Origin of the sequence: Paraburkholderia phenoliruptrix, assembly GCF_019511605.1 — a bacterium.
GTDB classification, from domain to species: Bacteria; Pseudomonadota; Gammaproteobacteria; order Burkholderiales; family Burkholderiaceae; genus Paraburkholderia; species Paraburkholderia phenoliruptrix_A.
In genome coordinates this window covers 127,881-141,107 of the sequence record NZ_JAEUAV010000014.1, presented here as the reverse complement: position 1 = coordinate 141,107, position 13,227 = coordinate 127,881, and the positions used below count along the sequence as shown (strand labels likewise).

General features: G+C 64.2%; 10 protein-coding genes. 5 read left to right on the top strand and 5 right to left on the bottom strand.

Features of this window, described 5'->3' with window-relative positions:
• Nucleotides 1–55: 55 nt before the first annotated feature.
• Together metG and JNB89_RS18710 are read right to left on the bottom strand one after the other, a co-directional pair.
• Complete coding sequence (gene metG / locus JNB89_RS18715; protein ID WP_220363243.1) at nt 56–2,218, bottom strand: methionine--tRNA ligase; 2,163 nt, start codon at nt 2,216–2,218, stop codon at nt 56–58.
• 446 nt (nt 2,219–2,664) lie between these two features.
• Nucleotides 2,665–3,318 (bottom strand): OmpA family protein, encoded by a 654-nt coding sequence (locus JNB89_RS18710; RefSeq protein WP_013338487.1) that lies wholly within the window; start codon nt 3,316–3,318, stop codon nt 2,665–2,667.
• Nucleotides 3,319–3,772: 454 nt separating this feature from the next.
• Here JNB89_RS18710 and apbC point away from each other — a divergent pair, with 454 nt between their 5' ends.
• The 5 genes from apbC to JNB89_RS18685 all read left to right on the top strand — a co-directional run bounded on the left by apbC (nt 3,773) and on the right by JNB89_RS18685 (nt 9,434).
• Nucleotides 3,773–4,861 carry an iron-sulfur cluster carrier protein ApbC gene (gene apbC / locus JNB89_RS18705; protein ID WP_220363242.1) on the top strand — a complete coding sequence of 363 codons (1,089 nt, stop codon included), beginning with the start codon at nt 3,773–3,775 and terminating at the stop codon, nt 4,859–4,861.
• Between the two features lie 161 nt (nt 4,862–5,022).
• Nucleotides 5,023–5,556: a superoxide dismutase family protein gene (locus tag JNB89_RS18700; RefSeq protein WP_013338489.1), complete on the top strand. Its 534-nt coding sequence runs from the start codon at nt 5,023–5,025 to the stop codon at nt 5,554–5,556.
• Between the two features lie 238 nt (nt 5,557–5,794).
• The gene (gene dcd / locus JNB89_RS18695; protein WP_013338490.1) at nt 5,795–6,364 is read left to right on the top strand and encodes a dCTP deaminase; all 570 of its coding nucleotides are present in this window, start codon (nt 5,795–5,797) and stop codon (nt 6,362–6,364) included.
• Between the two features lie 86 nt (nt 6,365–6,450).
• Entirely contained in the window at nt 6,451–8,736 is a 2,286-nt protein-coding gene (locus tag JNB89_RS18690; protein ID WP_013338491.1) for an arginine/lysine/ornithine decarboxylase, read from the top strand.
• Nucleotides 8,737–8,738: 2 nt separating this feature from the next.
• Entirely contained in the window at nt 8,739–9,434 is a 696-nt protein-coding gene (locus tag JNB89_RS18685) for a lysozyme inhibitor LprI family protein (protein ID WP_220363241.1), read from the top strand.
• 84 nt (nt 9,435–9,518) lie between these two features.
• On the opposite strand, the gene JNB89_RS18680 is transcribed toward JNB89_RS18685, so the two are convergent.
• The 3 genes from JNB89_RS18680 to pgl all read right to left on the bottom strand — a co-directional run bounded on the left by JNB89_RS18680 (nt 9,519) and on the right by pgl (nt 13,222).
• Nucleotides 9,519–10,445, bottom strand: a complete 927-nt coding sequence (locus JNB89_RS18680) for a bestrophin family protein (RefSeq protein WP_135893217.1) — start codon at nt 10,443–10,445, stop codon at nt 9,519–9,521.
• Nucleotides 10,446–10,581: 136 nt separating this feature from the next.
• Nucleotides 10,582–12,498, bottom strand: a complete 1,917-nt coding sequence (locus tag JNB89_RS18675) for a bifunctional transcriptional regulator/glucokinase (protein ID WP_013338494.1) — start codon at nt 12,496–12,498, stop codon at nt 10,582–10,584.
• Nucleotides 12,476–13,222, bottom strand: a complete 747-nt coding sequence (gene pgl, locus JNB89_RS18670; protein ID WP_013338495.1) for a 6-phosphogluconolactonase — start codon at nt 13,220–13,222, stop codon at nt 12,476–12,478. Before pgl ends, JNB89_RS18675 begins: the two co-directional genes overlap by 23 nt.
• Between the last annotated feature and the right edge of the window lie 5 nt (nt 13,223–13,227).

Here is a 13,227-nt window from a genome sequence, read left to right as displayed (position 1 = left end):
AGCCACGTCGGGCTTGACCGAAGCGCCAAACCCGCCGCCGCGCGTTCCCCCGCGCTTACTTCACCCGCATACCGGGCTTCGCGCCGCTGTGCGGCTCGAGCACGTACAGGCCCGGCTCGGCTTTCTCATCCGCCGCCGACGCCGCCAGCACCATCCCTTCCGACAGACCGAACTTCATCTTGCGCGGCGCGAGGTTTGCGACCATCACCGTGAGCTTGCCGATCAGTTGCTCGGGCTGATACGCGGACTTGATGCCGGAGAACACGTTGCGGGTTTTCTCCTCGCCGACGTCCAGCGTGAGTTGCAGCAGCTTGTCCGAGCCTTCCACCGCCTTGCAGTCGACAATTTTTGCGACGCGCAGATCGATCTTCGCGAAGTCGTCGATCGAAATGACGCCGGGCGTTTCGTCGCTCGCGCCGGGAGCAGCGGCGGCGGCGGCCTTGGCAGCCTTGGCGGCTTTGGATTTCGCCTTCGCGTCCGCCGCCGCAGGCGCCGCCGTTTGCGGCGTGGCTTGCAGCGACTCGCGATTGGCCGCGAGCAGCGCTTCGATCTGCTTCGGATCGACGCGCGTCATCAGATGCTTGTACGCGTTGATCGGGCGCGCCGAGCTGAGCGGCAGGTTCGCATCGGCCCATTGCAGCGGTTCGACGCCGAGGAACGCTTCGACCGCCTCGGCCAGCTTCGGCAACACGGGCTTGAGCGCGATCGACAGCAGCCGGAACGCCTCGATGCTCACGCTGCAGGTTTCGTGCAGCGCGACGGCGTTAGCCGGGTCCTTCGCCTGGTCCCACGGCTTGGCCGTGTCGACGTACGCGTTGACTGCGTCGGCCAGTTCCATGGTTTGACGCAGCGCACGGTTGTACTCGCGTGCCTCGTAGTTCGCGGCGATCTGTCCGAGCGCGGCACGCAGCGTGACGAGCAGCGGATGCTGCATCGCGCTGTCCTGCACGCGGCCGTCAAAGCGCTTGATCAGGAAGCCCGCGGCACGGCTCGCGATATTCACGTACTTGCCGACCAGATCGCTGTTCACGCGCGCCTGGAAGTCGTCGAGGTTCAGGTCGAGGTCTTCCATCGTGCTGTTCAGCTTGGCAGCGAAGTAGTAGCGCAGCCATTCTGGATTCAGCCCTGTCTCGATGAAGCTTTGCGCGGTGATGAAAGTGCCGCGCGACTTGGACATCTTCGCGCCGTCCACGGTCAAAAAACCGTGCGCGAACACGTTGGTCGGCGTGCGGTGACCCGAAAATTCGAGCATGGCCGGCCAGAACAGCGTGTGGAAATACAGAATGTCCTTGCCGATGAAGTGATACTGCTCCGCCTTCGAGCCGGGGCGAACCCACGCGTCGAAGTCGAGGCCGCGCTTTTGCGCGAGATTCTTGAAGCTCGCGTAGTAGCCGACCGGCGCATCCAGCCACACGTAGAAATACTTGCCCGGCGCGCCCGGAATCTCGAAGCCGAAGTAAGGCGCGTCGCGCGAGATGTCCCAGTCGGCGAGTCTGGCTTCGCCGGCGTCGCCCAGCCACTCGCGCATCTTGTTGGTCGCCTCGGGCTGCGCAAGGCCGCCGACCCACTCGCGCAGGAAGTTCTCGCAACGGGGGTCCGAAAGGCGGAAAAAGTAATGCGTGGATGTCTTGCGAACCGGCGTGGCGCCCGAGACAACCGAATACGGATTGACGAGATCGGTCGGCTGATAGGTCGAGCCGCAGACCTCGCAACTGTCGCCGTATTGGTCTTTTGCGCCGCATTTCGGGCATTCGCCCTTGATGAAGCGGTCGGGCAGGAACATTTCCTTGACCGGGTCGTATGCCTGTTCGATGTCGCGCGCCTCGATCAGGCCGGCTTCCCTCAGCGCGAGATACACGTTCTCGCTCAGCACGCGATTCTCTTCCGAATCGGTCGAATAATAGTTGTCGAACGAAATGCCGAAGCTGTCGAAGTCGCGCTTGTGCTCCTGCCAGACGCGGTCGATCAGTTGCTTCGGCGTCAGACCTTCCATCTCCGCACGCAGCATGACGGGCGTGCCGTGCGTGTCGTCGGCGCCCACGTAGTAGACCTCGTGCCCGTGCATTCGCAGCGCGCGGACCCAGATGTCCGTCTGGATATATTCGACCAGATGGCCAATATGGATTTGCCCGTTCGCATACGGAAGGGCCGACGTGACGAGAATCTGGCGGCGGCCCGACGGCGCGCCTGCGGTGAGATCGGTTGCGGGTGCTGACATAACGATGGTGGGAGCCTGCGGTGGGACGAAAGGTCGATTCTAGCAGGGCGGACGCCCGCCGGGCGCGGGCCCGCGCGGGGCTGGCGCAGCCGCGCGGCCTTGGACGACGCGAAAAGCGAGCGCCCAAAAAAAACCGGGGCGATTAACCCCGGAGCAACAACGACAAGAGGAGAATGGTGACGCGGCGGCTTCGCCAGCCACGTACCGTAAAGACAGACAGCGAATTTTCGCGAGAGTTCGAAATTTTTTTCGTTCCCGTACGAGATTTCCCGCCGCGCATTTTTCAGGCTGTGCCGCGCGCCGAGCGCAACAACATTGCGCCGCTGTCTGGCCGGTCCAGAGCGGGCTGCGGCGCGATAAACCACGCTCCCAAGCCGCCCCAAGCCGCCCTGAGCCGGGCGGGCGCTGCGCGCGCCCGCCTTTCTCCGTACTGTCGCGCGCCGTGCTTACTGCGTGGCGTGCTGAGCCGTGGCGCGCAGGTAGATTTCCACGCGACGGTTGGCGGCGCGGCCGGCTTCCGTGTTGTTGTCGGCGATCGGCTGGTTCTGACCCATGCCTTGCGCCGACAGGCGCTGCGCCGCAACGCCGCGCTGCTCGAGGAAGCTCACCACGCTCTGCGCGCGATTGACCGACAGCGTCTGGTTGTAGGCCGGCTGCCCGGTGCTGTCGGTATGGCCGACCACTTGCGCGATCACTTCCGGATTCTGCTGCAGCGTCTGCGTCAGCTGATCGAGCACCGGCGCGAACGACGGCTTGATCGCATAGCTGTTCGTGTCGAACGTCACGGAGCTCGGAATGTTCAGCTTGAGCGAGCCGTCCGGCTGCTCGGTGATTTGCGTACCGGTGCCCTTGGTTGCGCCCGACAGCTTGTTGTGAATGGCCTGCCAGTTGTAGCCGGTAATGCCGCCCACCGCAGCGCCGACCCCCGCGCCTATTGCCGCGCCCTTGCCGCCGCCGAAAATCGCGCCGAGCGCCGCGCCGGTGCCGGCGCCCACGCCCGTGCCGACAGCCGTGTTAGTACCCTGTTGGCTGGCGCAACCTGCCAGCACGGAGCCGGCAACTGCGAAAACGGCCAGGCGAGTCATGAGTCTTGCGTTCATTTTTGGTTCCTCTCGATTGATGCAAATGACGCGCTTAAAGCGCGCAGGTAAAGCATTTAAAGCATTTTCGCGACGTCGCGCCTTGCTAGTGAGCGGCGCTTGCTGCAGCAACAGCCTTGTGCCGGTCCGGCCGGATAACCCAGGCGGCAGGCTTGCGAGCAGCCCAAGGACCAAGCCCAAGGACCTGGCCCAAGGACCTGGCCCAAGGACCTGGCCCAAGGACCTTCTTCGTCCGTCCCGGTCCGACAGTGAAGAAGGGTCTTCCGGCATCGCTTCACCCCAGCCACTACAATAAAGGCTGGCGCACAGCGATGCGGCCCCAGGGCAATTCGCCTGCCGGAAGGGTGCCCCGCATGCGTGGTTTTCGCAATGCTGACTAACAATTGCTTGCAAATTCCGGCGTGCGGCGAGATTTCGATCCCGCCGCGACGCCGGTGTTCCCCTCGGAGTGTCAATGAGTATCGATCGGGCATTGGTCGACGCTGCGCTCGCAGCCGTCACTGACCCCAACACCGGCCGGCCGTATGCGGCTGCCAGAAACGTGAAGGACGTGGCCGTGGAGGGTGACACGGTCAGCGTCGCGGTGGTAGTCGGCTATCCGGCCATGCGCGAATTCGACGCGATCCGCAAACAGTTCGACGACGCGCTGCGCGCCGTGCCGGGCGTGGCGCAGACTCGCGTGCAGGTCTCGCAGGAAATCGCCGCGCATACGGTGCAGCGCGGCGTGAAACTTTTGCCGAACGTTAAAAACATCGTCGCAGTGGCGTCGGGCAAGGGCGGCGTCGGCAAGAGCACGACTGCCGTCAATCTTGCGCTCGCGCTGGCGAGCGAGGGCGCGTCGGTGGGCATACTCGACGCGGACATCTACGGCCCGTCGCTGCCCTTGATGCTCGGCATCGAAGGGCGCCCGGAGTCGCCGGACGAAAAGACCATGAACCCGATGACAGGTCACGGCCTGCAGGCCAACTCCATCGGCTTTCTGATCGAGCAGGACAACCCAATGGTGTGGCGCGGCCCAATGGCCACGTCGGCGCTCGAACAGCTGCTGCGGCAGACCAACTGGCGCGATCTGGACTACCTGATCGTCGACATGCCGCCGGGCACCGGCGACATCCAGTTGACGCTTTCGCAGCGGGTGCCGGTGACGGGCGCCGTGATCGTCACCACGCCGCAGGACATTGCCCTGCTGGACGCGCGCAAGGGCCTGAAAATGTTCGAGAAGGTGGGCATTCCGATTCTCGGCATCGTCGAGAACATGGCCATGCACATCTGCTCGAACTGCGGGCACGAAGAGCATATCTTCGGCGCGGGCGGCGGCGAGCGAATGGGCAAGGAGTACGGCGTCGACCTGCTCGGCAGCCTGCCGCTCGACATTGCGATCCGCGAGCAGGCCGACTCTGGCCGGCCGACCGTGGTGGCCGACCCGCAAGGGCGCATTGCGCAAACGTATCGCACGATCGCGCGCAAGGTGGCGGTGCATATCGCCGAGCGGGCGCGCGACATGAGCTCGAAGTTCCCCAACATCGTCGTGCAGAACACCTGACAGGTCGTGCCGGTCGGCGGGCCGGCGCACTGCGGCAGCCCCGCCGGGCGCGGCAGGCGGGCGCAAGCGTCTGTTTTCGCGATGTCTCGCGGTATCATGTCGACTTCACAGGTTCGGCTCGGCGGCCGCAGGGGCGGCTGCCAGGCCGGCAAGAGGATCGCATGGGAAAACGAATCGACGGGCAGGCGGTGCATGCGTTCATCGTCCTGACTGCCAGCAGTGTGCTGTTGTGCGGCTGCAGCGCCTTCCTGAGACCACAGGAAAAGCGTGCCGACGCGCAGTTGCTGCCCACCGTAAGCAATCAGGCGCGCGGCCTCGTGACGTTCATCGAGCGCTCTGACGGAGTGCAGGTCACCTACAATCTTGCGGGCTTGCCGCCCAATAGCGATCATGCGCTGCAAGTGCACGAGCGCGGCGACTGCAATGCCGCCGACGCCTCGAGCGCCGGCCAGGTGTTCTCGCCCGCGGCGGAGCGTCTGAAAGCAGGCGCGCGCGTGGAGGGCGATCTCGGCAACATCCATGCGGACGCCAACGGTGTGGCAAGCGGCTTCATCGTGGCACCGGACGTCTCGCTCGACGGTATCCGTTCGGTCCTGCAGCGCGCGGTTCTGCTGCATCACGACGCCACCGACCCCTACGCGTATCCGCAGCACGGCGCGGGTCCGGCGCTCGCTTGCGGCGTGATCCGTCAATGAGCGCAAGCGCCACGGGCTTTATCCTCGAGCGGCTCGCCAGCGGCAGCGCTTGCAGCGCGGATCTGCGGCAGCATCTTCACGATCGCGTAAAATAAGCGCCTTTCGTGCGGCGCACCGTCATGGACACCTGAGCAGCGGGCCCGGGCCGTGGTGCCCCGGCGCACACCGCGCAGCCATCATTCAGTTACCCGTCGGTTATCCGTCACCTATCTGTTATTACGTCGAGCAGCGTTCACCTATGACCATCAAATCCGACAAGTGGATCCGGCGCATGGCCGAGTCGCACAAAATGATCGAGCCGTTCGTGCCCGATCAGATTCGCGTCTCCGAGGACGGCCGGAAGATTGTCAGCTACGGCACTTCGAGCTACGGCTACGACATTCGCTGCGCCGACGAATTCAAGATCTTCACGAACATCAACTCGACGATTGTCGACCCGAAAAACTTCGACGAAAAATCGTTCGTGGACTTCAAGGGCGACGTGTGCATCATTCCGCCCAATTCGTTCGCGCTTGCCCGCACGGTCGAGTATTTCCGCATTCCGCGCTCGGTGCTGACCGTGTGCCTCGGCAAGTCCACTTACGCGCGCTGCGGAATCATCGTGAACGTCACGCCGTTCGAGCCGGAATGGGAAGGGCACGTCACGCTCGAATTCTCGAATACGACACCTTTGCCTGCCAAAATCTACGCGAACGAAGGCGTCGCTCAAGTGCTGTTCTTTGAAAGCGACGAGATTTGTGAAACGTCGTACGCGGATCGCGGCGGCAAATATCAAGGTCAGCACGGCGTCACGTTGCCCAAGACGTGACGTCGGCAGCGCATTGACCCACCAGCTATTCGGGTGACCGCTGCGATTTTCAGAATGCAGCGGTCGTTCTTTTTGGAGAATCGCCCATGAAGTTCCGTTTTCCCGTCGTCATCATCGACGAAGATTTCCGCTCCGAGAACATCTCGGGTTCCGGCATCCGGGCTTTGGCCGAAGCAATCGAGAAAGAAGGCGCGGAAGTGCTCGGGTTGACGAGCTACGGCGATCTGACTTCGTTCGCGCAGCAGTCGAGCCGCGCGTCGTGCTTCATCCTTTCCATTGACGACGACGAGCTGCTGCCGTACGTCGAGAACGTCGTGGTGGAAGGCGAAACGCCAGAGCTCGCGGCCGCGATCGTCGCGCTGCGCGCGTTCGTGACCGAAGTACGCCGCCGCAACGCGGACATTCCGATTTTTCTGTACGGCGAGACGCGCACCTCGCGCCATCTGCCGAACGACATTCTGCGCGAGCTGCACGGCTTCATCCACATGTTCGAGGACACGCCGGAGTTCGTCGCGCGCCATATCATTCGCGAGACAAAGGTGTATCTCGACTCGCTCGCGCCGCCGTTCTTCAAGGAGCTCGTGAAGTACGCGGACGAAGGTTCGTACTCGTGGCACTGCCCGGGCCATTCGGGGGGCGTCGCGTTCCTGAAGAGCCCGCTGGGGCAGATGTTCCACCAGTTCTTCGGCGAGAACATGCTGCGCGCCGACGTTTGCAACGCAGTGGACGAACTCGGGCAACTGCTCGATCACACCGGGCCGGTGGCGGCTTCGGAGCGCAACGCCGCGCGCATTTTCAGCGCGGACCACGTGTTCTTCGTGACCAACGGCACCTCCACCTCGAACAAGATCGTCTGGCACGGCACCGTGGCGCCGGGCGACATCGTGCTGGTGGACCGCAACTGCCACAAGTCGATCCTGCACGCGATCACGATGACGGGCGCGATTCCCGTGTTTCTCACGCCCACGCGCAACAACTTCGGCATTATCGGTCCGATTCCGCGCTCGGAATTCGAGCCGGAGAACATCCGCAAAAAGATCGCGGCGAATCCGTTCGCGCGCGAAGCGCTCGCGAACAACCCGAACCTCAAGCCGCGCATTCTGACCATCACGCAAAGCACATACGACGGCGTGATCTACAACGTCGAAATGATCAAGGAGATGCTGGGCGAATGGCTCGACACGCTGCATTTCGACGAGGCGTGGCTGCCGCACGCGGAGTTTCACGAGTTCTATCAGGACATGCATGCGATCGGCGCGGGCCGCCCGCGCATCGGCGCGATGGTGTACGCGACGCACTCCACGCACAAGCTGCTGGCCGGCATCTCGCAGGCTTCGCAGATCGTCGTGCAGGATTCGAAGAACAGCCGCTTCGACAAGCATCGCTTCAATGAGGCGTACCTGATGCACACGTCGACAAGCCCGCAATACGCGATCATCGCCTCGTGCGACGTGGCCGCGGCGATGATGGAAGCGCCCGGCGGCACCGCGCTCGTCGAAGAATCGATTGCCGAAGCGCTCGACTTCCGTCGCGCGATGACGAAGGTCGACGAAGAATACGGCGACGACTGGTTCTTCAAGGTCTGGGGCCCGGAGCAGTTTGCCGAAGAAGGCATTGGCTCGCGCGAAGACTGGATGCTGCGCCCGGACGACTCGTGGCACGGCTTCGGTCCGCTCGCCGAGGGCTTCAACATGCTCGACCCGATCAAGGCGACCATCGTCACGCCGGGTCTGGACATGAACGGCGATTTCGGCGAGTCGGGCATTCCGGCCGCGATCGTCACGAAATATCTGGCCGAGCACGGCATCATCGTCGAGAAGACCGGGCTGTACTCGTTCTTCATCATGTTTACGATCGGCATTACGAAGGGCCGCTGGAACTCGATGGTGACCGAGCTCCAGCAGTTCAAGGACGACTACGACAACAACCAGCCGCTGTGGCGCGTGTTGCCGGACTTCGTCGCGCTGCACCCCACGTATGAGCGGGTCGGATTGCGCGACCTGTGCCAGCAGATCCACAGCGTGTACCGCGCGAACGATATTGCGCGCCTCACGACCGAGATGTACCTCTCGAGCATGGAACCGGCAATGAAGCCGTCGGACGCATTCGCAAAGCTCGCGCATCGCGAGATCGACCGCGTGCCCATCGACGAGCTGGAAGGCCGCGTCACGTCCATTCTGCTGACGCCTTATCCGCCGGGCATTCCGCTGCTGATTCCGGGCGAGCGTTTCAACAAGACTATCGTCAACTACCTGCGCTTTGCGCGCGAGTTCAACGAGCGCTTCCCGGGCTTCCACACGGACATCCACGGGCTCGTCGGCGAAATGATCAACGGCCGCATCGAGTATTTCGTCGATTGCGTGCGCGTCTGACAATGCGGCCAACGAGGCTTCTTGCACTCGCGCTCACGTGCGTGCTCGGCGCCGCGCCGCTGGCGGCGCGCGCCGAAGTTGCCGCTGCCGATCCCATCGACGCGGCGATGCGCACGTGTCTTGCGCGCAGCGATATGTCGTCGACGGCGGGGCAGGTGCAGTGCATGGAGACGGCGCGCATCGGCTGGAAGACCGCGCTCGACAACGCATGGCAGCAGTTGCAGCCGGAATTGCCGCCCGCGCGGCGCAAGCAGTGGCAGAAAAGCCAGGCAAGCTGGGAGGCTTTGCGCGACGCCGACAAACAACTGCTCGCGGCGGTGTTTGCGACCACGCGCGGCACCATGTACCTGCTGGCCGAAGCCGACATGCAACTGCAGCCGGTGCGCGACCGTGCGCTCGTGCTGCGCGGCGCGGTGGCCGACGCACGCCCCGGCCAGCCGTCGCGCGGCAAGCGTCTTGGCGCCTGTACTGCCGACGCTCGCTGCGAACACGCCATGTTCGACATGAACCGCTACTACCGCCGTCTGCGGGCGAAGTTGCCGGTGCGCGCACGTCCAACGCTGGTGCGTGCGCAGAAGGCGTGGACTACGTACCTGAACGCGGCCACGCCGCTTGTCGACGAGCGCGGCCGCTTCGACATCATCGGCGCGCGGGTTGCAATGCTCAAACGCCTCGCCGAAACGGCCGGCAACGACTAGACGCCTGAGTCACCCCGGTCGCTTTGGTCGCCTCGGTCGCCTCGGTCGCCGCGTCATGCCGGATGTCGGCATTTCCGTTCAGGTTCAGGTGAGCGCAAAGCTCTCCGGCTGCGGACCCGGCAGCGCAAGCGGCGGCTCGCCGCGCAGATCGCGCATAGCGTCTTCGATAATCATGGACATCGTGTTGAGCGCGAGGTCGTTGTCGTCGGTGCCGAACGGCTCTTCGATTTGCGAGGCGATCGCTTCGTGCGCCATGAACGTGTAGGCAACGAACACCGCGAACACCGGCGTGAAAATGCCGATGCTGTCGACCAGCCCGAACGGTAGCGACGCACAGAAGAAGTACACGGTGCGATGGATCATCACCGAGTACGCAAACGGCAGGGGCGTGGACGCAATGCGCTCGCATCCGCCAATCACATCGGACAAGCCATTCAGATTGCGGTCGAAGGCGAGCACCGCCATCGGATCAATTGCGCCGCTCTGCGCGTGGCGCTGCACCCATTCGCCGAGAACCAGCATCAGCGTAGCCGGTTTATAGCGCGACGCCATCACGCGTTCCAGCAGCGCGGGCGGCAGACGCGCGGCCAGATCGTCGCGCGGATCGGTTCTGCGAAGCTGATGGCGCAGCGCATGCGCGAGTGCACCGAGCGCCGTGCAAAATTCGATCAGGTCTTCTTGCGGCAACTGCCGCGCTCGCAAGGTGAGCGCCTGCCGGGTCAGCGAGCGCGAGTCGTTGAGCAACTGGCCCCACAGCTTGCGCGCCTCCCACCAGCGGTCGTAGCTCGCGTTATTGCGAAAGCCGAGAAACACCGCGAGTGCAATGCCGACCAGCGAGAACGGCGCGGTGGTGTTCAGGTTCAGCGAGATCGGCAACAGATGATCGTGCGCCGCGACCGCGACCACCGAAATGGCGAAAATGAGCGCGAGCCGTGGCAGCAACTGCGGAAGAACCGAGCCCCGCCAGGCGAGCAGCATGCGGAACCAGTGGAGGTGCGGGCGGATGATCATCGGTGTGCATGGCCGTGAGCGATGGGGGTTCTATTATCGCTTCAACAGACGGCTCCTCTCGTGCTTCGTCCGTTGCAATGAAAGGCCACGCCGCAGCGTGGCCTTCATGCCGACCTGAATCAGGCTGCGGGCGGACTCAGTCGCGCGCCGATGAAGCCGCGCCGTGACTGAGCCAGTCGAGCACGGCGCTCGCGTCGTCGTCGGCGCCTTGACGTGCTTTGGCAACCGTCTCCGCGACGTCCGCGCTCGGCGCCGCGCGACGAATCGCCACGCCTACCGCGAGAATGTCGATCATCACCAGATGCAGGATGCGCGAAATCATCGAGAGCTGCGACTCGCGAATCTCGATGTGATCCGTTTCCAGCGCGACCGTGGCGCGCTTGGCCAAAGGCGTATTGCTCGACGTGATCGCGATGACCTTTGCACCGGCTTGCATCGCGACGTCCAGCACGCGCAGCAGTTCGGGCGCGCGGCCGGACTTGGACACCGCCACGATCACATCGCCCTTGCCGAGCAACGCAGCCGAGGCGGCCTGCATGTACAGATCGCCGTACGCAATGGTCGGAATGCCGAAGCGAAAGAACTTGTAGTGCGCGTCCTGCGCGACGATATTCGAATTGCCGAGCCCGTAGAACTCGATGCGACGCGCGCCGTTCAACAGGTCGATGGCGCGCTCCACGTGTTCGAAGTTCAGGTGCTCGCGCAACTGCAGGATGGCCGAGACAGTGTTGTCCAGCACCTTCGCGCCGAAATCCGTCGCCGTGTCGCCGAGGTGCACCTGGCTATGGCTGACCGGAATCGTGCCGGTCAAACCGGTGGCGAGCTTCAGCTTGAAGTCCGACAAGCCCTGGCAGCCGAGCGAGCGGCAAAAGCGGATCACGGTCGGCTGACTCACGTCGGCCTTGCGCGCGATGTCGACAATCGGGTCGTTGATGATGGAGCGCGGATGATTCAGCGCGAGATCGGCGACGCGGCGCTCGGCCGGCGTCAACGCGTCGCGCATCTGACGGATCCGCTCGAATACCGCCGACGAACTGCCGCCCGCGCGATTCGACAATTGCTCTGCAAGAATCGCGGAAACGCCCAGAAAAGCCGGATATTCCGCGGTAATCACGTAGGTCGGCACGTTCTGCAAGTACGCCTCGAAGCGGCCCTTCGCCTCGAAGCGCTTGCGAAACGACGAGCGCGCGAAGAACTCGCCGAGCCGCGGCACGACGCCGCCGCCGATATAGATGCCGCCAAGCGCACCGAGCGTCACCGCGATATTGCCCGCGAAGGTGCCGAGAATGCCGCAGAACACGTCGACGGATTCGGCCGCGAGCGGCTCGCCATCGAGCGCACGCTTGACGATTTCGCGCGTGTCGACGGTGGCGGCCACGCGTTTCTTGTCGCGGCCCGCAAGCGCGCGGTAGATCACTTCGATGCCGGGGCCCGCGGCCACACGTTCGAACGACACGTGCGACCACTTCTTGCGCGCGTACTGCAGCACGATGTCCTCGCGTTCGTCGGCCGGCGCGAAGGTGGCATGGCCGCCTTCGCTGCCGAGCGCGATCCAGCGGTCGTCCGCCGGAATCAGGCCGGATACGCCCATGCCGGTGCCGGGGCCGAGCAGGCCGATCACGCTGTTCGGCCGGCGCGTGCCGCCGCCGACCTGCACGCGCTGCGAGTCGGTCAGGCCCGGCAGGGCCATCGCAAGCGCGGTGAAGTCGTTCACGACGAGCAGTGTGTCGAAGCCGAGCGCGCGGCGCGTGGCTTCGATAGAAAACGTCCAGTCGTGATTCGTCATGCTGACCTGATCGCCGTCGACCGGGTTCGCAATCGCAATTGCCGCGTGGTTGACGCGGCCAATCTTCGTGTCCTTCAGATACTTCTTGATGACGTCCGCAACGCCGGGATAATCCGCACAAGGGTAGACCTGCACCGAGCCGATCTCGCCCGGTCCGGTTTCGAGCGCGAAGCGCGCATTCGTGCCGCCGATGTCGGCGAGCAGCCTCGGTCCGTCGGCGTGCTGGCCCGCGCCCGGAACAGCCTTAGTTTGCACACCAGTAGACATCGAGTCTCACTCCCTTGTCGTTTGCCAGCTGCGAGATGGCATTTTTTTGTAGCGAAGAGGCGGCGGCGTTCAGCACGTCCATCTTGCGCGGTCCTGCGATCAGCAGAAACAGATGCCTGATTTCCTTCAACGCCGAAAGCGACCAGCTCACGCGTGCATGCGGCGCGCTGCCGGGATGCACGGCGACAAAGCGCTCGGCGGTCGTAATGGCGTGGTCCCATTCGGGGGCATCCGCGAAAATCGACGCCGTATGGCCGTCTTCGCCCATGCCGAGAATCGCGACGTCGGGCACGTTCGCAAAACGCGGGTCGGCGTTGAGCGTGGCGACGTGCGAATGCAGGTCCTGGGTCGTGTCCGCGAGCGGCCAGAAGGTCGCGTCCTGCGCCGCGCGCTGCAGCAGCGTGGCACGCACGAGTTGTGCGTTGCTCGCGCTGTCCGTCTCGGGCACCCAGCGGTCGTCGACCAGCGTCACGGCTATGCGCGGCCAGTCGAAGCTGTGTGTGGACAACGTCTGCAGGAACGGGCGCGGACTGCTGCCGCCGGACACGGCGAGCAGGGCCGGGCGCGCGCCGGCGGTTGCGTTACCGGCCGTCGATGCGCCGGCAATACCGGCGTCCGACGTTGCCGCCTGTGCGGCCAGCGATGCATGTAGCGCGTCGCCGACTGCCTTCGCCAACGCGTCGGATTGGGCGCGTTGATCGTCGAAAGCGTGAAGCTCGATCACTTCTC